Origin of the sequence: Maribellus maritimus (genome assembly GCF_022267315.1) — a bacterium.
Taxonomy (GTDB): domain Bacteria; phylum Bacteroidota; class Bacteroidia; order Bacteroidales; family Prolixibacteraceae; genus Draconibacterium; species Draconibacterium maritimum.
Genome location: NZ_JAIKLE010000004.1, coordinates 141,322 through 162,948, shown reverse-complemented (window position 1 = coordinate 162,948; position 21,627 = coordinate 141,322). Strand labels below are relative to the sequence as shown.

The following is a 21,627-nucleotide window of genomic DNA, read 5'->3' as shown; positions in this document are numbered from 1 at the left end:
GTAGAAAGACAAATGTATTTTTCATAAGAAATGGGGGACTAAAAAACAAAGGCTTTGTTATTTCTTCTCAAAATCTTTGGCCATTTTATTTATTTCTGCCACTGAAGGATCTCCTGAAAATACCGCCAAACGATATTTAAAAGTCGCTGTTTTCCCCTCATCAATTGAGAAATTCATTTCTTCTTTACCCTCTGAAAATATTTTCTGCCCTAATGTATTTGCCGCAAATAATCCGTATCCGCGCGCATGCCAATATGTTGGGTATCCTGGATTGTCGGGATGATCAAAAATAACTACCGCCACTTTCTCTCCGTTAACTTTGCCATATAATTTCATCCACTTAGCGCGTGTTGCCCAAACATCACCACCTTCTATTCCTTCACTACTTAAATAATTTCCATTTGCAATATCGTCGTCAGAAGCTTCAACCTCAGTAACTACTCCATGCGAATCAACGAGTTTAACCTTGCCAGTCGAGGGTAATTCCAAATCCCGGGTTACACGAATGGCGAACATTCCCTCTTTATTATCGTTAATTTCAACTTTACCGTTTACTGCTTTTAATGTAGTCTCCCGATCTATTATTCTGGTTTTCCCTTCCGTAGAAAAAGAAAATTCGGTGTTGTCATCTAAAAGCGTTTCACCAGCATTATTTTTCCATTCAGATGTAGTTTTCAAAATTCCATTTTTGTTTCCGCTCTTTGCCGAAACAACTTTATTATGATATATTGTACCATAACTATCAGCCCTGTCTGCTGGTATTGCCTCGGAATTATTCCAAAAATCCAAATCGTTAACATCACCATAGTTTAGCCATATTCCCACATGATGGGGATGATCCACTCGTTCTCCCGGCTTATTTTTTAACGGAAATTGCCGTGTAATTTCATTTCCCTCTGCAGTGACTACAGGCCACAACACAGGCTTTTTAATATTATCCGGGTAGATATACGATGTAAACAACTCATTATCAATCAATACATCAACTTTCTTTTCTGTTGGTTTTTCTACTAACTGAATTTTTGGTTGTGCTGACATACCTGAAACAATAAAAACAAAGAGAGTTACGAGTAAAAACAACTTTTTCATATTTATTAAATTTAGTTGGAACTAATCAAAGATAAAAAAAGAAGGTTAAAAAAAAATAGTCTTTTGAGCAAAATTGTATCGTAACAATATTCCAAGCGTTGAACGATTGTTCCTTTTTTATCCTCTTCCTGCCATTTTGGGGTGAATTGTCCGAGCGCCTAAACTCAAAAAAGCGGTGGTAGTGCTAACCGTTGTCATTGCTTTGTTTTTATAAAAAAAGGTATATCATTCTACTGTTGCTGCAGGTTGAAGTGAGCCTCAGCATATACCAGTATCTTCCCCTTGTGATCAGTTTATTCCGATTCCCTTTTCGGCATAAAAATAATCGTAACTATTAACATTTCAAATACTTACCTGAATTTTAAAAAATGGATTTATTATTTCATTTTTTTTCTGAAATTGCGATAGAAATTTGGCAACTCAAAAAAATAAAAACAACAAGTTATATTTCTCTTTTTTTGTTTGTTCCTGAATATAAAATAATATCCAAACTTCAACTATATGTATTGTCAATAAGGAGTAAAAACTTCCGACAAAATTTATAGAAAAACGGACATCAGCTTTCTTCTGAAAAAAACACCGGTCATTTTAGATTGTTTATTCAACTTTTTTACTAAAAAAAGTTTATATACTTGTATAACCAAAGACAAACTTGAATGAAAACATTTCTTTATTGGATCGTCGCAATTTTAATAACCGCAGGTGCGATAATTTATCAAAAAAAAACAGGCCCTACATACGACAAAAAGGTAGAAATCAATATAGAAAACACTACCTACAATTTTAATTTAATCAGAAGCCATGGCGGAGAAAATGATTGTAAAATAGAACTTAACATACCGGATCAAAATATATCGGGAATTTTGGAATACAGAAAATACCCTACTAACGATCCGTGGACAAAAGTAGAAATGGAACGGCAATATGATAATCTTGTAGGATATTTGCCTCACCTTCCTCCTGCGGGTAAATATGAATATCTTGTTATACTTGAAAAAAACGGAAAAAGATACGCGTTAAATGATGCTCAAACCGTAATAATCAGATTTAAAGGAGATGTTCAGCTGAGTGTTTTATTTCCGCATATTTTCTTTATGTTCTTTGCTATGTTCCTTGGAAACCTGGCGGGCATTATGGCTTTATTCCGTCATAAGAGATATAAACTGTTTACCACTATTACAGTCATAGCACTTTTTATTGGTGGTATGATTCTGGGCCCATGGGTTCAATGGTATGCTTTTGGTGAAGCCTGGGCAGGAATTCCATTTGCCTGGGATCTGACAGACAACAAAACTTTGTTTGCCTTTATTTTCTGGGTTATTGCTTTTTTTATGAACCGGAAAAAGGAACGTCCGCTTTATACAGTCATTGCATCATTAGTAATGTTGCTTGTTTATTCCATACCCCATAGTATGTTTGGTTCGCAACTTGACCCGGAAACCGGCGAAATAATACAGGGCTGGATTCGGTTGTTTTATCTCTAACGTTGTTACTTATTTCTTAACTCTTATTTTGCAAAAAGATTCAGTAAACACCTGGATTTATTCAAAAAAAATGTTCTTAATTATAAAGGTTTGCTAATACCAAATTTTTCATTTTTATATAACTCGGGATTGGCAACAATAGTTGAACAAACCGCCTGATTCTTTTTTGTGATACGTCTAGTCCCTTTTCCGGTTCTCATTTATAGGTGATTTCATAATCTACTTCGTTGGCATTCGTAAACCAATCGGGACGCAAAATGGTATAATCCATCGCAGATATTTCGAGAATATCGGCCAGCCTGCGGTATTAAATTGCTATAACGACTGCAACGTTCTAAAGAACAATGCCAGCCAAATTAGCGATTTGAGACAGAAAGGACAGCTTCAGGCTTTTTGACAATACCTGCCATCGACAACTAAACAATTATTCACCTTCAATTTCCCTTACTAACCGCTGTGCTTCATCGCGAATGGGTTTGTATCTGACATACCAAAGTATCAACCCGATAATGACCCCGAATAGTATCGCTCCCCAAAAAAAAGCCTGCGTAAAAAATAAGGAGGTATCATCTTCCATCCAATCCAGGGTCAATGCGACGTCAATTAAAATAAGAGGAACCAGTACCCGAATTGATTTCTTTTGAAATGGTTGGTAACGATGAACGGCTTTTTTTAGCATTTGAATGGTTGGAAGAGAATAGTCAACAAATTTATACTCGTAATAATACTTTCTAAAAGACAGGGCTAGACCTGTAAAAGCCAACATATTACAAACTCCGCTGATGATAGCAATAACATTACTGGAATCCATGTATTCACGAACAGTCATAATTCCGATAAAAGGAACGAAGATCCAATACATAAACTGAACAGCCCTAACTATTACGGCATAATTTGTATCCTCTTTTTTTAATTTTGAAATTAAAGGGTTGAGGTCTGTGTAGTTACTATTTTCGTTATCAGTTTTCATATTATTCTCCTTTCAGCTTTTCTTTTAACTGTGTTTTCACCCGATGTATTTTAACTTTCACATTGGGCTCCGTAATTCCAATTACATCAGCAATCTCTTTCATGGAAAGTCCTTCGAGCATTAAAGAAATCAGCGCCTTGTCGATTACCGACAATTGGTTTAGTTCAGTCTGCAACTTGTCGAGTTGGTCCTCCTGTTCCAACTTTTCCTTAAGATCTTCATCATCCAAAACAGAGTTCAGGTTCTTTGTATCTCCATTTACCATCAGTTTCATGTGCCTGAATGCCTTCCCCGTATAAGTGAGAGAAGTATTTACAGCTACACGGTAAACCCATGTGCTAAGTGCAGAATCGCCTCTGAAACTGTCGAGACTTTTCCAAATATTTACCAGCACTTCCTGGTACATGTCTTTTTGCTCCTCTCCATTGGAATTATAATATCTGCAAATGTTCCGGATGCGCGTACTGTTCTCTGCTACGATGGCGTTAAATTTCTCTTCTTTGCTCAATTTTCTGGTGTTTTTTTTATTTAGTAAAGCTGAAAAAGAATAGTTACATTTTTTTTGTCTCTTTTCTTAAAAATTTTAAGCCTGAAAAATCGAACACTCAAAAGCAAGCATAATAGTCTCCAAAATCGATTAGGCTTCACTCCGTTAACTGATTTTACCAAAATGAACTATTTAGAAATTTTTTCAAAACAACAAAAAATAGAATTGAAATGGGAGAAGTGTGGAGACAAAAGAGTTGAAAAAGCTATTTATTCAACTACGATAAAATCTTCGTCTTCAAATTCCCTTTCGGAATAATTGACATTCAAGAAAGTGTTGCAACCCTCGATTGTAGAAAAAACCCGAACGATATCTTTATAACGACTATCCATTCGCAGCATTAAAGACAAAGCTGTCTGAATCGGACTTTCGGTAAGAACAGCCCACTTCGAAGTTTTATTGTCATTTGCCGGCTGCATAAATTTTAAGAAATCTTTCACCTCAGCCAAGGAAGCTTTGAGCTTAATGCTTCTAAGATCACTTATTGACTTGTTTATTTCAGAAAAATCAAGATTTTCTCTTTCGGCAATATAGAGTTTTCTAAAATCAGAAAGTCTAAGTTCACCTTCAAAAACATCTACCAGCAAGTTCCTGTCTTTATAAAACTTGTATTTGAGACTCATCTGCCAAATGTAAACAAAATGAATTCCAAATATAAAATATCTATATTTTTTTTACTTAAACTTTTAGAGTTCCTTTCAATATATAAACAACCATACTGTTCTCACCACGTTCTGGTTTTCATATACTCGTCCAATTCTTCACGCGACATAGGCAAACTTTCTTCATTCTCGTCGAGCCATTTGATAAAAGCACTTTTTATTTCTTCAGTCCATTGTGTATCTATTTGCCCGGGAGTATAAACTCCTTTTCTGAGCATTTCATGTCCAAACTGGTCGCGTAATGCAATAAACTCTCCTGTAATAACGACTTTCTGAACCAGATGAGCCGGAATAAAAATTACTCCTTCGCGTTTGGCCAGAACCACATCGCCGGGAACGACTGTTGCCTGTCCTACCCGAATAGGGGAATTTATCTCTGTAACCATCATTTCCATAATAAATGTAGGATCGAAACCCCGGACAAAAGCATTAAAACCTTCAATTTTTGAAAGGCCTTCCAAATCGCGAGCACCGGCGTCGAAGACCACTCCGGTTTTTGATTTTGCATAAATGGAATTCCCCAGGTTATCACCTATTAATGTACCGTTAAAAACCTTTCCAAATCCGTCGGCCACATATACATCTCGCTCTCTCAGCATGTCGATGGGCCAGGAATTTGAAGCACCTATTCTCCCCTGTTCTTTTCCCAAATCCATAATTTGTTTGTTAATCTCCGGCCGTGTCGGCATATATTGAACCGTAAGTGCCCTTCCCACAAAAGGCTGGTCGGCATGAATCATTTCCCAACCACCTTCAAACTGATTGTGATACCCTTCGCCGCGAAGTACCCCCCAGGCTTCCTCAAGCGATAAGTTTATCAAGCGATCAAGTAATTCATCAGGAACTATCGGCCGACCACCGGCATCCCGTTCGCCATTCCATTCCGGTGTATAAAACTTCATCATTTCAACCGTAGGTTCTATCTGCGAAAATAACATTCCTGAAAAACAGGTAATTGTTGTAATAATCAGAATACACTTTTTCATTTTTTGTCAGTTTGTTATTTATTTTTTTGATGATTTCATTTTTTGACCCCTGGTATTTTATTTCTCCACCAGGTAGCCAGTGATGAGCCGGTGATATTCATCATTGGTCCAAATACTGCAGGTGCCAATCCGACTGTAGTAACTTTTCCCATTTGCAGTGCCAGCCCCGATGCCAACCCACCGTTTTGCATTCCCACTTCCAAAGCTATGGTTCGGCAATCCTGCTCATTCATCCGCAGCACAAAACGGGCAATGGTGTATCCCAAACCATACCCAAACATATTATGTATAAAACAAGCAAGTATAAGCAGCAAACCTACTTCAAGCAAACTGTCGCGCCCGGCAGCAGTTATAATGGTTATTATAATTCCAATTCCAAGCATGGAGATAAATGCCAGTGCTTTGTTTAACCATTCTTTGTTTCCTTTGGCAAAATATTTAAAAACAATTGTTCCCAGATAAGGCAGCAACATAAACCAGAATATGTCAGTTCCAATTCCTTTTAAGAAAAAAATGAATGATATATCAGAAGTTTGAAAAGCAATAAAATTTTTCAAAACAACAATAAGTAAATAACTGATTAACTGGACTATTCTTCCTTTAAAAGACACCATACTAATAGAAAAAATATTAAAAATGAGTCCAGCGATAATTGGTAAAATAACCATATTAAAAATATCAAGCATCATACTCCAAAAATCAACTTCAATAAATTGTCCGGCCAGTGTTTTCATCAAAAACGGAGTTAAAAGTGGCGACAATAGAGTGGCAAATGCAGTTAAAGTTACCGAAAGTGCCAGATTTGCTTTGGCAATAAACGACATTACATTTGATGCCAGCCCACTGGGTGATGAACCTACCAATACAATACCGGCTGCAATTTCCGGCGGAAAATTAAATATGGTTGCAATTGTTATTCCAATTAGCGGCATGATGGTAAACTGGCAAATTACACCTGCTATTACTCCTTTCGGCATTTTAATGACGCCGGCAAAATCAGACAAGCTCATTTGGGACCCCATTCCAAACATGATGATTTGCAACAAAGGAACAATCAAAAGCTTAAACTCAAAATTCCCGGCTGAAAGAAAGTATTTAGGGTAGTACATGGAAACTGTAACTGCTGTAAAAATCCAAAGCGAATAAGAAAAACCTTTAAATGTCGGAAAACCGCGTACAGCAATTGCCAGTGTTATAAATCCCAAAATAAGCGTAGGCCCCTTATATTCTTGTTTACCGGCAATTGAAAGAAAAACAAATAAAACAAAAAACAAGCATGCTAACGTAAGCAGGTAATAGTACAATCTATTTTTTTTCACTGAATTAAGTTTAGGTTTATGGTTAATATTTTTTGATTAACTCCACTGGCGGTCCCACGAATTTCTCTGATTCCATTCATCGGTTGGGGCAAACAGCTTTTCACCTTTTTTTAAATGTTCTTTAACTACTTCTTCATTTAAATCAATCCCCAAACCGGGTGTTTCGGGAACGCCCACAAAGCCATTTTGCAAAATGGGCTTATCACAAACAACATAATCTTCCCAATATGGTGTATCCACGTCGTGGTGCTCAAGGGCAACAAAATTTTGCGTAGCAGCGGCACAATGTATATTTGCCATAAACGAAACCGGTGTTCCTGCAAAATGCATGGCCATTGCAATTCCTTTTTCCTCGGCATAATCGCCAATTTTTTTGGTTTCCAGAAGACCTCCGGCAGAAGCCAAATCGGGATGAACCATATCAACAGCATGTTCATCACACAATTTTATAAAAGCCTCTTTTCCAAAAATATCCTCCCCGGTTAAAGTAGGAGTATTGACAGCTTGTGTAATTTCCTTCCATTTCGCAGTGTAAAACCAAGGCACCATATCTTCAAGCCAGGCCAGCTGGTATTTCTCAACAGCCTGACCTAAACGTATGGCCGTATTTGTATCAAAATGCCCAAAATGGTCGGCTGACAATGGAATTTCATAACCTATTATTTCGCGAACGGTATGAACATATTCCACCATTTTCTCAAGCCCTAAATCGGTAATCTGAATTCTGGTAAACGGATGTTTTGTGTTGCTTAAGTTGCCGGGGCGACTTTGGTCCCATTCACTTTGGCCGCTCCAAAATTTTTCGCCAATCAGTGCCCCCGGAATATCTTTAACAAGGCCTACTCCAAAATCCATTTTTAGGAATGTAAATCCCTGTTCCATCCGGTAGGTCATTCTTTTTGCATAAACTTCCGGATCTTTTGATGAAGGTGTGTCTGCATAAATCCTGATTTTGTCGCGATATTTCCCACCCAAAAGCTGGTAAGCAGGCACTCCGTATGCCTTCCCTGCCAAATCCCACAATGCCATTTCAATTCCGGAAACACCTCCTCCCTGCCGGCCGTGACCGCCAAATTGTTTTATGGCCTTAAATATTTGTTCTACATTACAGGGATTCAATCCCAGGATACGGCTTTTAATCATCAGGGCATAACGAGGGTCCGCAATGTCACGCACTTCTCCCAGCCCGTAAATATCCTGGTTGGTATAAATTTTTATGATTGGTCCATCGGTCGTATTTGCGACTCTTAAATCGGTAATCTTTAATTCGGTTGGATTTGAAGTCCGGCTGACTTTCTGTGTTGTATATTCAACATCAGCGGCTACATTGTTTGATTTTGCCAGGAAAGCAATTCCGAGTCCGCCTAATACTGATTTTTGCAAAAAATTTCTACGTGACGATTTTGAAACCGGAGACGTTTTTTCGTTGTCAGGCTTTTTCATAATGGTAGTTGGTTTAATTCGTTGAATTCAAATATAATGAAATTTGATTTCTATTCCTTTTTCTGTTTCTATTATTAGTGATTAGTTTTTTGTTTAATGTAAAAAAAATCATAATTCTCTTAATCAAAATTCATTATATTTCGAGCCTGTTTTTTTCCAATGTCTATAGGTGAATAGGGAATAAGAACACACTTTACAAAAAAAATGTGTTTATTAAATTGCTGCTGAAACTATTTAATTTAAAATAATTCGAAATGAAAAAACTGCTGTTTGTTATTTTTGTTTTAGGCTTGGCGCTTGTATCGTGTCAAAGTCAGAAAAAGGAAAATTCGACTACTATGGAGAATCCGTTTTTTAAGGAGTGGACCACCCCGTTTGGAGTGCCCCCGTTTGACGAAATAAAAGTTGAACACTATGTCCCGGCTGTAAAAGAGGGAATACAGCAACAACAGGCTGAGATTGATGCAATTGTTGCAAATACGGCCGAGCCTACGTTTGAAAACACCATTTTGGAGATGGATAAATCGGGGGAGTTATTGAGCAAAGTAAGTGGTGTTTTTGGTCCGCTAAATTCAGCAAATACAAATGAAGAAATGCAGGCTGTGGCTCGTGAAATCTCACCGCTCACAACTCAACACCGGGATAATATAATGATGAATCCGGAGCTTTTTAAAAAAGTAAAAGCGGTATATGAAAAAAGAAACGACCAGGGCCTAGATGCAGAACAGTTGCGTGTTACTGAAAAATACTACCAGGATTTTGTGAGAAGCGGAGCAAACCTTTCGTCAGAAGATCAGGAAAAGTTGAAAAAGATAAATACAGAACTCTCCGGCTTAAGCCTAAAATTTGGAGAGAATTTGCTGGCTGAAACCAACAAAAATTTTAAACTGGTAATTGATAATGAAGCCGACCTGGCCGGCCTGTCAGAGGATGTTGTTGCCCGCGCAGCAGAAGATGCTAAAAAATCGGGTGAAGACGGCAAGTGGGTTTTCACATTGGCCAAGCCAAGTATGATTCCTTTTTTGCAGTATGCTGAAAATCGTGATTTGCGTGAAAAATTGTACAGAGGCTATTTTATGCGTGGCGACAACGGAAATGAAAACGATAATAAAGAGGCAATCCAGAAAATTATAAAACTACGCGACGAGAAAGCAGAATTACTTGGTTTTGATAACTATGCCGATTATGTCATTGATAACAACATGGCAAAAACTCCCGAAGCTGTTTATGACTTTTTAATGAAACTTTGGGAACCGGCTCTGGATATGGCAAAACAGGATGTGAAAGAGATGCAGGCGATTATCAATCGCGAAGGCGGTGATTTTAAACTGGCTTCCTGGGACTGGTGGTATTACAACGAAAAACTGCGCAAGGAAAAATTCAATCTCGATGAAGGCGAAATAAAACCCTACTTTAGTTTGCAAAATGCGAAAGATGGTATTTTTTACGTGGCCAAAAATCTTTATGGATTAAAATTCATAAAACGTGATGATCTTCCAACATACCACGAAGAAGCTGAAGCCTACGAAGTGCAGGAAGCGGACGGCTCTTTGCTTGGCGTTTTATATATGGATTTCCATCCACGCGACGGAAAAAGAGTTGGAGCATGGTCAACCGGGTTTCGTCAGGCTTCTTATACCAAAGATGGGAAACGGATTCCAAGAATTGGCTCGATTGTAATGAACTTTACACGCCCTGCTGGCGATACCCCTGCCTTACTGAGTTTTGATGAAGTTTCAACGTTGTTCCACGAATTCGGCCATGCTTTACACGGTTTATTTACCGATGGACCTTACGATCGAACTGCCGGAAGCGTGCCACGTGATTTTGTTGAACTTCCTTCACAAATTATGGAAAACTGGGCTGCCGAACCAGAGGTGATGAAAGTATTCGCCAAACATTATCAAACTGGTGAACCTATCCCGGACGAGTTAATCGAAAAACTGCAAAAAAGCGGCACATTTAACCAGGGCTTTATCACCGGAGAATATGTGGCTGCCTCGCTTTTGGATTTGGATTATCATACAGCAGAGAACGCAGAAATTGATGATGTTCGTGCCTTTGAAAAAGCATCTATGGATAAAATCGGTTTAATTCCTGAATTTATTCCACGATACAGAAGCACTTATTTCTCGCATATTTTTGCAGGTGGATATTCTGCAGGATATTATGTGTATTACTGGGCTGCGGTACTCGACACCGACGCATTTTACGCATTTAAAGAAACAGGTGATTTGTTTAATCCTGAAGTTGCAGCCAAGTTCCGTGAGTTGCTGGCTAAATCAGGTTCCGACGAAGGAATGAACGTGTATGTAAATTTCAGAGGAAAAGAGCCTTCAATCGAGCCTTATTTAAAAAAGAAAGGATTGATGTAAAATACATATGAAATATAATATTCTCAAAGAGGTTGCAACAGTGACCTCTTTTTTTATGCCTTTTTGAAGATAAAAATCAGAAACTATTACTCCCGATATTTCAGATAATGTTTTATTTTCGCCACTGGAACTTTTTGGAAAAATTCTGTTAATGAGATTATTTTTACTTGCACTTTTTATACTGTTAAAAATTGCGGCATTTGGACAAAAACCCCAGTTTGTATCAGCGGCGCCTTACACTGTTGAAATAGAACAGCCAGATGGAACAAAGTTATTAATCAAAGGATTTGGTGATGAATACAACCATTTTTCTGTAACAGAAGATGGTTATACTGTTCTAAAAAACCGTTTAGGTTTTTATGAATATGCAAGTTTAGCTGACGATGGCACATTAAAAACTTCAGGGATAAAAGCCAGAGACGCTAAAAACAGAACCGTCAGAGACAGACAATTTCTAAGAGGAATTTCAAAATTTCAAAGCCCAACCATTGAAAAAAGTTCGTTGAAATCTACAACAGTAGCTGAAGCTGCGGCTGAGTTCCCACCTACAGGCACAAGAAAAACATTGATGCTCCTCATTAAATACCCTGATTTGGATTTGACCTATAGTCCAAACGATTTTGATAATATGATGAACCAATCAAATTACAATGGAACAGGTTCGTTTCGGGATTACTACCTGGAGGCTTCCAACGGAAACCTCTCTTTGTCGGTAGATGTTTATGGATGGTATGTAGCAGAAAATAATTATGAATATTACGGAGATGAAAATGGCGATACCAGATCGCGAATACTGGTTGCTGAAGCGATTGATGCAGCCGAAGCAGCAGGCGTCGATTTTTCGCAATATGACAATGACGGAGACGGAGAAGTTGACAACTTAATGGTGGTTCATTCTGGTCCGGGAGCAGAAGAAGGTAACAGAACCCAATACATTTGGTCTCATAGATGGACATTAGGATTATTTTATCGGCGAAATTATGACGAGGTTACGATTAACTCATATACCATCCAGCCCGAAACCAGAACCTATGGAATGGTTGGTATTGGAGTATTTTGTCATGAATTTGGGCATGCACTTGACTGGCCCGATTTATATGATACAGACGGTTCCTCTGAGGGCCTGGGCAAATGGTGTTTAATGGCTTACGGCTCATGGTTAAACAACGAGAGAACTCCGGCAATGGTTTCTGCATGGGCCAGGGAAGAAATTGGCTGGATTACTCCTACTGTAATCAGTGCCAACGGCGATTATTCCTTATCTCCTGCAGCAACAAGTACCCAGTGTTATAAGCTAACAACCCAAAATAGCAACGAATATTTTCTTCTTGAAAACAGATACAAAACCGGATTTGATGCCTCTCTACCCGGCTCGGGCCTTGCCATCTTTCATGTAAATACGAATGAGTCTGACAATGACAATGAACGAAGCAAACTTTCCGATTTGGAGGAAGCAGATGGCAAAAATGATCTGGATAATCAAATCAATAACGGCGATGCAGGTGACTTGTTTCCAGGGACTTCAGAAAACACCGCTTTTAATGACCAGACCAGTCCAAGTTCTCTGACATATACATCTGCTCATACGGGAATTGATATAAACAATATTTACCAGAGTAACTCTACTTTGCATTTTACTTTGGGAAGTACTGAAGAAGGAATTAATCTAAGCTTTGTTCCTTCTTCAAACAGTTTTTCGATTGATAATTATGATGTTTCTTTTGAGCTGGAGGTAAAAAATAATGGCGATTTTACATCAGAGACGAGTAATATTGGATTTTATCTTTCAGACAATACAACATTAACCACATCCGACTACCTGTTAGGTACATTGTCTTTAGCTGAGCTGGATTCCGGTGAAACCATCCAGAAAACGTTTGGCGTAAACATATTAAATAAAATTCCCGGTTTACCCGAAGGCTCTTATTATTTAGGTTACATCATCGACTATCAGGACCTAAACGATGAAACGGATGAAACAGATAACAGTTATTTGTATTTGGCGAAAACTGTCGAACATGTTTTATATCCAAACTTAACCTACAATACTGAAGCCAATTTATTGGAAATAACTTCAGCGAAAATCAACGTTGATTTACAAGTAGAGAATAATGGAGAAAAGCCATCCGGCACATGTAACGTGGGGTATTATCTTTCCGAAGATGTAAACATTTCCGGCAGCGATTATTTTTTGGGGTATTCTTCTTTAGGGCAACTTGCAGTAAATGATACCGAAAAAAAATCTTTCACAGCCAATATTGATGAAATAAACGGCGACATCAACAGAGGAACGTATTATATTGGTTACATTATCGATTACTTAAATAACAACAACGAACTGAATGAAAGTGACAACAGCTTTGTTTTTGTTAACAAAATGTTTGACTATTGTCCTCCCGACGTATACGAAATAAACAGGGAAATTTGCGAAGACGAATCAACTTTTTACAATGGAACGGAATACTCAGAAGAAGGAAGTTTCGAGTTTGTTTTTCAAAACCAATACGGTTGCGACTCGGTAATTGTGTTGAACATAACAGTACATCCAAAACATGATATTCATTTAAACAAAATTATTTGTCGAGGAGAGAGTTATTCGGTAGGAAACGCTGTTTATTCTCAGGCCGGGGTCTATACACAAACATTAACCAATCAATATGGCTGCGACTCAGTTGTTACACTTTCGCTTGATGTTGCAAATCCTGTTGAAGTGACCTTAAATCAATCCATTTGTGAAGGAGAATCAGTGAGGGTAGGCGAAAACTCTTATTCTGAAAGTGGAAACTACGTCAATATTTTAACCAGTGCAGCAGGTTGCGACTCAACAGTTACATTAAATTTACAGGTAAATCCTGAATCAGATACACTTTTAGTCAGGACCATTTGTGAAGGAGACAGTGTTGTTCTTGGCAGCGATGTGTTTACAGAAACTGGCGTTTATTCTTCGTTGTTAAAAAACGTTTGGGGATGCGATTCGCTTGTGACGCTCGATTTAACTGTAAATCCTTCCTATTCGCTAATGACCGGAGAAACCATTTGTGAAGGCGATACCGTTTGGCAAGGTGGAGTTCCTTATTTCGAAAGTGGAATTTATGCTGAAACCTACTCAACACAACTGGGGTGCGACTCTTCGTTTGTATTTGAATTGAGGGTTAATCCGGCTTACGACACTTTGCTTGAGATTGCGCTTTGTGAGGGAGAAAGCTACCAAATGGGAAATACAGTTTATGATGAAACCGGTGTTTATTCTGAAATGTTTACAAGTACCTCTGGCTGTGATTCGGTCGTTACGCTCGACTTAAAAATCTATCCGGCAGTTGATACGCTTCTGAGTAAAAGTATTTGCGAAGGTGATAGCGTGGTGATTGGAAATTCAATTTATTATACCTCTGGCAGTTACAAAAATATCTTATCAAGCAAATATGGCTGTGACTCAACTGTTTATCTAAACCTGACGGTTAATCCGATTCAGTACATGGAACTTTCGGAAGATATTTGTGAAGGAACAAGCTATCTTTTTGGAGATACAGAACTGATATCAAGTGGCATTTATGAATACACTTATAACAATCAGTATGGTTGCGATTCAGTGGTTACCTTAAACCTGAATGTTGTTCCTCTTCCGGTTGTTGATTTAGGTGAAGATACCATATTGTTTTCTTCTGAAACATTGACTTTGGATGCTGGCTCCGAAAACTCGTCCTATTTATGGAATACAGGCGAAACTTCATCTGCAATTACTGTTGGTAGCGGTGATTTGGGAACTCAAACTTATTCGGTAACGGTTATTAATAAACATTTATGCAGTAGTTCCGATGAAATTGTAATTTCGTTTTACGATGACTCTTATTCGAAACAAAATCAGGAAATCCTTTTCAAGCTGTTCCCTAATCCTACTGCCGGCGAAGTGAATTTATTGTTAGAGGACGTTTCAGGAAGTTTTGATGTCCGAATTTTTTCCGAAACCGGTTTTATGGTATACACTGAAAGTTTTACGTCAACGGCAGATAAGTTTATTCAGCCCTTAATCGTTAATTTCCTTACTAACGGAATCTATACTGTTCAGATAATTACGAACAAAGGGATTGCCAGCCAAAACTTTGTATTACTCAGAAACTAATTTGCTTTTTGCTCTTTTCTTACAACCAAAGGAAAAGGTTTTGTTGCTTCTCCGGCATATAAGCTTACATGCGGGAACGGAATTTCAATTCCTTCGGAATCAAAAGCTTCTTTTATTTCCTGAAAAATAGAATTTTTTACCGCCAAATAATTGGCCTTTTCAAACCAAATACCGAGCAAAATATTTATACCGCTGTCGCCAAAATCTTTGAAAACAATAAGTGGTTCAGGTTCATCCAAACTCAAAGGGTTGTTTTTAGCCACCTGTTCCAAAACTGTTTTTACCTTTCGAAGATCTTCCTTGTAAGCCACACTTACATTGAAGTCGAGCCGACGGATGGGAAACCTTGTAACATTGGTAACTTCACTACTTATCACTGTTTGGTTGGGAATTCGAAGCAGCAAATTATCAAATGTTTTAATTTTTATTGACAGTAAATCAATGCTGTATACAACGCCGCTTTTATCTCCTATTTTTATTACATCACCCAACTCAAATGACTTTTCAGAAACAAGAAAAAAACCACTTATAATATTTCCGATACTGGTTTGAGAGGCAAATCCTATAATTATTCCAATTACACCAGCGGCTCCAAAAATTGTTGTGAGCTTATCACTAAGATTTAATGCCGATATCAAAATAAAAAAAAGAAAAATATAACCGGAATACTCAACAAACCGCGTTACAATCATTTTGCGTTGCCTGGACCATTTTTGGGGAAGAAATTTTTTGACAATAAAAGTAAGGGCATGGATGACTATAAATCCAACAATCAGGATTATTAATGCAATTACTATCTTTTCAATAATCGGATTGGAGATATATTTTGACAAGTCCAGATTCATAATTAATCGATTTTGTACATGTTTTTAATAAAATGAAAATTAATTTTCAGCAGATTCTTACTACTGGTATTTCTTGGTTTTGTCAATATATCCTGTTTCTCACCATCATAAGTTTTCGAATAATGATAATCTGCAGCACTTAAAATCTGTTGCCCCTTGTATTCTACCTGCACCAGGCTGGTCACAATCTTATTGGCATTTTTATACAACGTAAGATGTTCTACACGGATGATTTGTCGTTGTATTTCGAGTGTATTTAAAGAGTTATTAAATATAGACACCGGGCAAATAGCTTCAAAAGGAGATATTTCAACGGTCTCAAAATTTAAAAAATATTCATTCCCCAGAGCAAATGCTGCTTCTCCGTTATCTGGTTCGCCAAACCATGTATCAGAAAGACGTCTGTAAGGAATTTCCTTTAACAGATTTTCTCCGGCATTTTTTGAATAATAGACTTGGATTGTAATGGGTATTTTCAGAAAAAAAGTGAATTTTTGCTTGGGTGACACCTTCAACTGAGATCCTTTAAAAACCATCGGTTTTACAGGTAGTGCCGGCGCAAGGACAACAGAGTTGGATTTTCCCGTTTGAAAGTATTCAGCATTGCTAAAATCAGGTTGCTCATCCTGCTCTGACAAATTCTCTTTATAAAGCAGACGCCAGCCTTCTTTTTCCCTCTTTACCCAAAGCGTAGAATCGCCAAGAATAAAAGATTTTGTATTTCCCGGGGTGATCTGATGTTTACCAAATATTTCGTTTGTACTCATAGACTTATTTATAACGCTTTAAAATTACGAAATACTTGGAAATCTCAAGTATGGCACATAAAAAAGTCCGGGGTTTTCCCGGACTTTTACATCAAAGTTATCCTTTTTATTTTTTTATGTCAACATCAATATCACCTAAATCAACATCAAGCGACCTGGTAATTTTACCAATGTTTTCCGGATCGATTATCCCGGAGATACTAATTAAAGCATTGTCGTCGCCACCTACTACCAGTAACAAATCTGAAATTTTCCCGTTTCCGGCATCTTTCGCCAAAAAACGCACAACTTCATCGTCTTCAGTAACTTCCATCAACACTTCAAAATCCTTGTCTTTGAAAAATCCGTCTCGCTCCAATTCTGCATAAAAATCGATGTTTTTATTCAATTCGTCATCTTCAACCGAAAGAACACGCACTCCTCTCAAACTGGCCAGTAAATCTTTTGTAGCTTCGTCTCCGGTATCAAACTGAGCAGCAAAACTCAACAGTTTACCGGAAATGCTAACGGTGGTAAATCCTTTTTGGTTGGCATATTTTTCAAACAATTTGTCAACCGGAGATTTTTGTGCAAGCACTGCCATCGGCAATACAACTGCAATTAATAATATCAGCTTCTTCATGGTTTCAATTTTATGTATTCGTTTATCTATTTTTTTGTTTTTATTGAATCATCCTCAGTCGTATTCGACTGTACTTGAGCATCTTCAGCCTTTAACCTGCTAATTTCATCAAAGAATTCATTTACCGGTCTAACTCCTTCTTTTATAGGCTTGGCAGCCACCTGTAATTTTTCAAAATTTGATAATTCTGCCAGTCCTTCACTATATTTTCCTGAAACATACTGCATAGTTTGCCTGACGTAAGCATAAGCAACTTCAGGGTCATCGAATGTGTCTTCAAAAGGCTGCTGATTTTGTTGCTGGTAAAAAAGAAATCCTCCCAAAACAATGATTACAGATGCTGCAATTCCGGTTACCGTTTTCCACATCGAACGATATTTTGTTTTTTCCTGGTGTTCGTTTTCCAGGATGTAATCCATTACATCATCTTCAATGGTCGGATCATCTTCTAATTCAGAAAGTTCGGAAATCCCTCCAAAAAATTCAGCATATTCTTTCAGTTCATCTGCCACATCTCCTCCACTAAAGTAGGCTTCTAACTTTCTTTCATCTTCCAGTGTACTTTCACCGTTAAAATACAATTGTAATAATCGTTTTATTTCTTTTAATTCCATTGTCTTAATTTTTTTGAATTCCGTTTACCCTTTGCAACACCGTGCCTGCACTTACTCTAAATTCTTCCGTTTTCACTCCGGCCGCTGGCCGTTCGTTTGAATTTATTTTTAGAAATTCGTCTCTAACTTTCTTTCTTGCCCTCGACAAGTTCACCCTGATCGCATTTATTTTTAAATCAGTGGCTTCAGCAATTTCTTCATAGCTCATTTGCTCAATGTCCCTGAGCTGCATCACTGTTCGCTGCAAATCGGGCAATGTATTAATGAGCTTTTGAATCTGTGCTGCCGTTTCGCTTAATTCAACCTGTTTATGAACGTCTACCGATTCTTCTTTTAATTTGCGGTCGGTTTCCGCATCTATGGGCACAACTTTGTTTGCCCTTATCACATCAAGGCAGCGGTTGCGCGTCATTCGCATAGCAAAAGCCTCAATGTTTTCAATTTCTCCCAGCGTACCCCGTTTTTGCCAGAGTTTCAGGAATACATCCTGAACCACATCGCGCGCTTCATCTTCATCTTTTAAAAAGTGAGTAGCGAAACGGAGCAACTTTTTGCTCACTGGTAGAACTCTTGTTTTAAAATCTCTGGCAACCATTACGTTGTCTTTATTTTTGTTTCTGTTTCAAAGGTAAGACGGTAGTCTTCAAATTTCATTACATGGCTATTTAGTTTTTTTAATTTGAAGGAAAAATTATTTTTAAATTGCCTTGTAAGCAAAATAGATAGAATGAATAATCTCATCAACTACTATTCCCTATTGGCACGCAGTTAGCTCTCTGCATTGCTTACTCTACTCTCCTTCCTTTAATCAAAAAAATAAAACCCCTTCTAAATTGATTTCTTTGCGAAGATATCCAAAGCAATATTGGCAGCATTTTCGTATTCACGTTTATATATTTCACGTAAAAGTTTAGGTGCCCAAAAAAGTTCCGTCTTATAATCAGCGTTATAAATGGTTGAACGTTTTTATTCCTATTCTGACGGCTTTCAAAGTACGATTCATATCCAATAATTTTCTTATCTTTTGGGTTTTAATGCCAAATCGATTATTAACGAACAAAACCATGAAAAATCAAATCAAATTATTCATTATTAGCCTTATTTTATTTAGTTCGGGGTATCATGCCCTGGCTCAGAAGATTTCAGAGTGGCGACCGGAAAACCGTACCGGTGTTTCTGCGGAAACCGGTTTATTAAAATCGTGGCCGGCAGAGGGACCAAAACTTCTGTGGGAAAACCTGGAACTGACCAAAGGAAATTCCTCACCTTCGTTTGGAAACAATAAACTTTATATTACCGGAACTGAAGATGGAAATGACATTTTATATGCCCTCGATATGAATGGAAAAATGCTTTGGCAAAAAGCTATGGGACGAGCCTGGAACCAGTCTTTCCCTGAAAGCCGGGCAACGCCGACAGTGGAAGGCAACCGGGTTTACACTTGTAGCGGCATCGGTGACCTTGCTTGTTTTAACGGGAATACCGGCGAAAAGATTTGGGCCTACCAGGCAAGTGAAGAAAACAAAGGAACCTATGGCAACTGGGGAATTGCAGAATCGCTGATTGTTGATGGAGAAAAACTCTATTTCTCACCGGGAGGCCCCGAAACAAATACCATTGCCTTAAATAAATCCACAGGGGAAATTATTTGGAAATCGGAAAGTATCGATGATAAACCTGGTTATGTTTCCCCTATTCTTGTACAGTATGCCGGCAAAAAAATGCTAATTAATGTTTCCCTGGATCATGTGTACGGCGTTGATGTTTCAAATGGCGATATCCTGTGGAAAGTTGGCCATGTAAATCCCCGTGAAGGACGCGACAATATTCTTTGTGTTACTCCATTGTTCAAAGATGGTAAAGTATATGTAACCGCAGGCTATAACATTGGCAGCTACCAGGTAAAAATTGCCGGTGACGCGAACAGCGCAGAAATAGTTTGGACTGATGATATACTGGATGTTCACCACGGAGGTGTTGTATTGGTCGATGGTTATATTTACGGCTCAAACTGGCTAAACAATGCCAACGGAAACTGGTGTTGCCTTGAATGGGAAACCGGTAAGAAAATGTGGGAAGAACCATGGAATTGCAAAGGGTCTGTTATTGCAGCAGAAGGAATGCTTTATATCTATGACGAAAAACGGGGGAATGTAGGACTGGCAAAAGCCACACCTGAAAAATTTGATTTGGTAAGCTCTTTCAAAATAGAGCAGGGAGACAACGGTCCCTTTTGGGCACACCCTGTAATTCACAATGGAATATTATACATCAGGCACACCAATGCTTTGATGGCTTACGATATCAAAGAAAAATAAAAGAAACTCAAACAACGTGAAAAATCAGGGTTTTATATTACTATTGGTTTTATTGTTCTCTTGTTTTGTGCAGAGTCGGGCACAAAAATTACCCCTATTGAAAGTGTCGGAAAATAAACGCTTTTTAGCAAATGAAAATGGCGAACCTTTTTTTTGGTTGGGAGACACAGCTTGGTTGTTATTCTCAAAACTTAGCCGGAAGGAAGCAGACACGTACCTGAACGACAGAGCTGAAAAGGGATTTAATGTTATCCAGGTGATGATTTTACATCAACTAAACCTGACCAATGTATACGGGGATTCGGCTTTGATAATGGGAGATATTTCACAACCCAAAGTTACCTATGGAAAATCATTTGAAAATAAGGAAGCCTATGATTTCTGGGATCATATTGATTACGTTATAGATTTAGCTGAGAAAAAAGGACTTTATATGGCACTTGTTCCGGTATGGGGCTCAAACGTTCGTTCGGGAAACATAAATAAGAAACAAGCAAAAAAATATGCAACATGGCTATCAAAACGTTATGCAAAAAGATCAAATATAATCTGGTTAAATGGCGGCGATGTAAAAGGAAGCGACAGCACAGCCATCTGGAATACTATTGGCAGGTGCATTCGGGAAAATGCGCCCAATCATTTGATCACTTTCCACCCTTTTGGCCGGACAAAGTCGTCGATGTGGTTTCACAATGCGGAGTGGCTTGATTTTAATATGTTTCAGTCGGGACACCGCCGTTACGATCAGGATGATACTGAACTGGCCTATAGACCGGACAACTGGAAATATGTGCGCGATGATTATTCGCTCTCCCCCATCAAACCAACCATAGACGGAGAACCATCGTATGAAGGAATTCCTCAGGGGCTTCATGATCCTGCTGAACCATTCTGGAATGCCGGTGATGTAAGACGATATGCCTACTGGTCAGTCTTTGCAGGAGCATTTGGTTTTACCTACGGACACAGTGCTGTGATGCAAATGTATAAACCCGGAGATAAAAATCCCGGTTATGGAGTACGTGAATACTGGTATGAAGCGCTGAATGCCACTGGCTCATCACAAATGAACTACCTCAAAAAACTCATGCTTTCTAAACCTTATTTTGAACGTTTCCCTGATTCGTCGATAGTTGCCGCATCCGGCCGGGGCGAAAAATATGACTACCAGATAGCTACCCGCGGAAAAAACTACGCACTAATATACTCCTTCAACGGGCGCGACATTCAAACAGTTCTGGGAAAGATAGACGGTTCAAAAGTGCAGGCATCATGGTTCAACCCGCGTTCAGGCGAATTTACATTTATAGGGGAGTTCAAAAATGAGGGTATCAAAAAATTTGATCCTCCGGGTGAAACAAAAGATGGAAACGACTGGGTTTTAAATTTAGATTCAGCAAACTAATTCTTTTTTCCATATTTTTTCAATCAAACAAATTATGGTAGGTTTATGCAAATTCAAAACA

At 38.2% G+C, this 21,627-nt stretch carries 18 protein-coding genes; 5 read left to right on the top strand and 13 right to left on the bottom strand.

Annotated features, from left to right (window positions below):
* Nucleotides 1-57 precede the first annotated feature (57 nt).
* Complete coding sequence (locus tag K5G00_RS05400; protein ID WP_238764920.1) at nucleotides 58-1,089, bottom strand: DUF6807 domain-containing protein; 1,032 nt, start codon at nucleotides 1,087-1,089, stop codon at nucleotides 58-60.
* A 656-nt stretch (nucleotides 1,090-1,745) separates the two neighbouring features.
* Here K5G00_RS05400 and K5G00_RS05395 point away from each other — a divergent pair.
* Nucleotides 1,746-2,573, top strand: a complete 828-nt coding sequence (locus tag K5G00_RS05395; RefSeq protein ID WP_238764918.1) for a hypothetical protein — start codon at nucleotides 1,746-1,748, stop codon at nucleotides 2,571-2,573.
* Nucleotides 2,574-2,769: 196 nt separating this feature from the next.
* Here K5G00_RS05395 and K5G00_RS30155 read toward each other — a convergent pair whose 3' ends face one another.
* The 7 genes from K5G00_RS30155 to K5G00_RS05365 form a co-directional block, all read right to left on the bottom strand.
* On the bottom strand, nucleotides 2,770-2,871 hold the full coding sequence (locus K5G00_RS30155; RefSeq protein WP_394800857.1) for a hypothetical protein: 102 nt from the start codon (nucleotides 2,869-2,871) through the stop codon (nucleotides 2,770-2,772).
* Between the two features lie 126 nt (nucleotides 2,872-2,997).
* Nucleotides 2,998-3,543 carry a hypothetical protein gene (locus K5G00_RS05390; RefSeq protein WP_238764911.1) on the bottom strand — a complete coding sequence of 182 codons (546 nt, stop codon included), beginning with the start codon at nucleotides 3,541-3,543 and terminating at the stop codon, nucleotides 2,998-3,000.
* 1 nt (nucleotide 3,544) lies between these two features.
* Entirely contained in the window at nucleotides 3,545-4,051 is a 507-nt protein-coding gene (locus K5G00_RS05385) for an RNA polymerase sigma factor (RefSeq protein WP_238764909.1), read from the bottom strand.
* Between the two features lie 248 nt (nucleotides 4,052-4,299).
* Nucleotides 4,300-4,713, bottom strand: a complete 414-nt coding sequence (locus K5G00_RS05380; protein WP_238764903.1) for a hypothetical protein — start codon at nucleotides 4,711-4,713, stop codon at nucleotides 4,300-4,302.
* Nucleotides 4,714-4,814: 101 nt separating this feature from the next.
* A complete protein-coding gene (locus K5G00_RS05375; RefSeq protein ID WP_238764893.1) occupies nucleotides 4,815-5,738 on the bottom strand; it encodes an RraA family protein in 924 nt (307 codons plus the stop codon).
* 35 nt (nucleotides 5,739-5,773) lie between these two features.
* Nucleotides 5,774-7,057, bottom strand: coding sequence for a bile acid:sodium symporter family protein (locus tag K5G00_RS05370; RefSeq protein ID WP_238764891.1), 1,284 nt, complete (start codon nucleotides 7,055-7,057; stop codon nucleotides 5,774-5,776).
* A gap of 36 nt (nucleotides 7,058-7,093) precedes the next feature.
* Nucleotides 7,094-8,500 (bottom strand): mandelate racemase/muconate lactonizing enzyme family protein, encoded by a 1,407-nt coding sequence (locus tag K5G00_RS05365; RefSeq protein WP_238764889.1) that lies wholly within the window; start codon nucleotides 8,498-8,500, stop codon nucleotides 7,094-7,096.
* A 254-nt stretch (nucleotides 8,501-8,754) separates the two neighbouring features.
* Between K5G00_RS05365 and K5G00_RS05360 the strand changes: the two genes are divergently transcribed.
* On the top strand, nucleotides 8,755-10,875 hold the full coding sequence (locus K5G00_RS05360) for a M3 family metallopeptidase (protein WP_238764887.1): 2,121 nt from the start codon (nucleotides 8,755-8,757) through the stop codon (nucleotides 10,873-10,875).
* A gap of 151 nt (nucleotides 10,876-11,026) precedes the next feature.
* Complete coding sequence (locus K5G00_RS05355) at nucleotides 11,027-14,995, top strand: M6 family metalloprotease domain-containing protein (protein WP_238764885.1); 3,969 nt, start codon at nucleotides 11,027-11,029, stop codon at nucleotides 14,993-14,995.
* On the opposite strand, the gene K5G00_RS05350 is transcribed toward K5G00_RS05355, so the two are convergent.
* The 5 genes from K5G00_RS05350 to K5G00_RS05330 form a co-directional block, all read right to left on the bottom strand.
* Entirely contained in the window at nucleotides 14,992-15,840 is an 849-nt protein-coding gene (locus K5G00_RS05350; protein WP_238764872.1) for a mechanosensitive ion channel family protein, read from the bottom strand. The genes K5G00_RS05355 and K5G00_RS05350 overlap by 4 nt on opposite strands.
* 2 nt (nucleotides 15,841-15,842) lie before the next feature.
* Nucleotides 15,843-16,607, bottom strand: coding sequence for a DUF432 domain-containing protein (locus tag K5G00_RS05345; protein ID WP_238764868.1), 765 nt, complete (start codon nucleotides 16,605-16,607; stop codon nucleotides 15,843-15,845).
* 106 nt (nucleotides 16,608-16,713) lie between these two features.
* The gene (locus tag K5G00_RS05340; protein ID WP_158868738.1) at nucleotides 16,714-17,229 is read right to left on the bottom strand and encodes a DUF4252 domain-containing protein; all 516 of its coding nucleotides are present in this window, start codon (nucleotides 17,227-17,229) and stop codon (nucleotides 16,714-16,716) included.
* A 26-nt stretch (nucleotides 17,230-17,255) separates the two neighbouring features.
* Nucleotides 17,256-17,843 (bottom strand): hypothetical protein, encoded by a 588-nt coding sequence (locus K5G00_RS05335; RefSeq protein ID WP_238764866.1) that lies wholly within the window; start codon nucleotides 17,841-17,843, stop codon nucleotides 17,256-17,258.
* Nucleotides 17,844-17,847: 4 nt separating this feature from the next.
* Nucleotides 17,848-18,402 carry an RNA polymerase sigma factor gene (locus K5G00_RS05330; protein WP_238764864.1) on the bottom strand — a complete coding sequence of 185 codons (555 nt, stop codon included), beginning with the start codon at nucleotides 18,400-18,402 and terminating at the stop codon, nucleotides 17,848-17,850.
* 505 nt (nucleotides 18,403-18,907) lie between these two features.
* On the opposite strand from K5G00_RS05330, the gene K5G00_RS05325 reads away from it, so the two are divergent.
* Both K5G00_RS05325 and K5G00_RS05320 read left to right on the top strand, forming a co-directional pair.
* On the top strand, nucleotides 18,908-20,161 hold the full coding sequence (locus tag K5G00_RS05325) for an outer membrane protein assembly factor BamB family protein (RefSeq protein WP_238764858.1): 1,254 nt from the start codon (nucleotides 18,908-18,910) through the stop codon (nucleotides 20,159-20,161).
* Between the two features lie 103 nt (nucleotides 20,162-20,264).
* Entirely contained in the window at nucleotides 20,265-21,566 is a 1,302-nt protein-coding gene (locus K5G00_RS05320; RefSeq protein ID WP_238764856.1) for a glycoside hydrolase family 140 protein, read from the top strand.
* The last annotated feature ends 61 nt before the right edge of the window (nucleotides 21,567-21,627 follow it).

Coding starts and splice junctions, on each gene's coding strand:
- K5G00_RS05360 (WP_238764887.1), top strand. CDS start 8,755: ATGAAAAAACTGCTGTTTGTTATTTTTGTTTTAGGCTTGGCGCTTGTA.
- K5G00_RS05350 (WP_238764872.1), bottom strand. CDS start 15,840: ATGAATCTGGACTTGTCAAAATATATCTCCAATCCGATTATTGAAAAG.
- K5G00_RS05325 (WP_238764858.1), top strand. CDS start 18,908: ATGAAAAATCAAATCAAATTATTCATTATTAGCCTTATTTTATTTAGT.
- K5G00_RS05355 (WP_238764885.1), top strand. CDS start 11,027: ATGAGATTATTTTTACTTGCACTTTTTATACTGTTAAAAATTGCGGCA.
- K5G00_RS05335 (WP_238764866.1), bottom strand. CDS start 17,843: ATGGAATTAAAAGAAATAAAACGATTATTACAATTGTATTTTAACGGT.
- K5G00_RS05395 (WP_238764918.1), top strand. CDS start 1,746: ATGAAAACATTTCTTTATTGGATCGTCGCAATTTTAATAACCGCAGGT.
- K5G00_RS05340 (WP_158868738.1), bottom strand. CDS start 17,229: ATGAAGAAGCTGATATTATTAATTGCAGTTGTATTGCCGATGGCAGTG.
- K5G00_RS05365 (WP_238764889.1), bottom strand. CDS start 8,500: ATGAAAAAGCCTGACAACGAAAAAACGTCTCCGGTTTCAAAATCGTCA.
- K5G00_RS05390 (WP_238764911.1), bottom strand. CDS start 3,543: ATGAAAACTGATAACGAAAATAGTAACTACACAGACCTCAACCCTTTA.
- K5G00_RS05345 (WP_238764868.1), bottom strand. CDS start 16,607: ATGAGTACAAACGAAATATTTGGTAAACATCAGATCACCCCGGGAAAT.
- K5G00_RS05375 (WP_238764893.1), bottom strand. CDS start 5,738: ATGAAAAAGTGTATTCTGATTATTACAACAATTACCTGTTTTTCAGGA.
- K5G00_RS05400 (WP_238764920.1), bottom strand. CDS start 1,089: ATGAAAAAGTTGTTTTTACTCGTAACTCTCTTTGTTTTTATTGTTTCA.
- K5G00_RS05380 (WP_238764903.1), bottom strand. CDS start 4,713: ATGAGTCTCAAATACAAGTTTTATAAAGACAGGAACTTGCTGGTAGAT.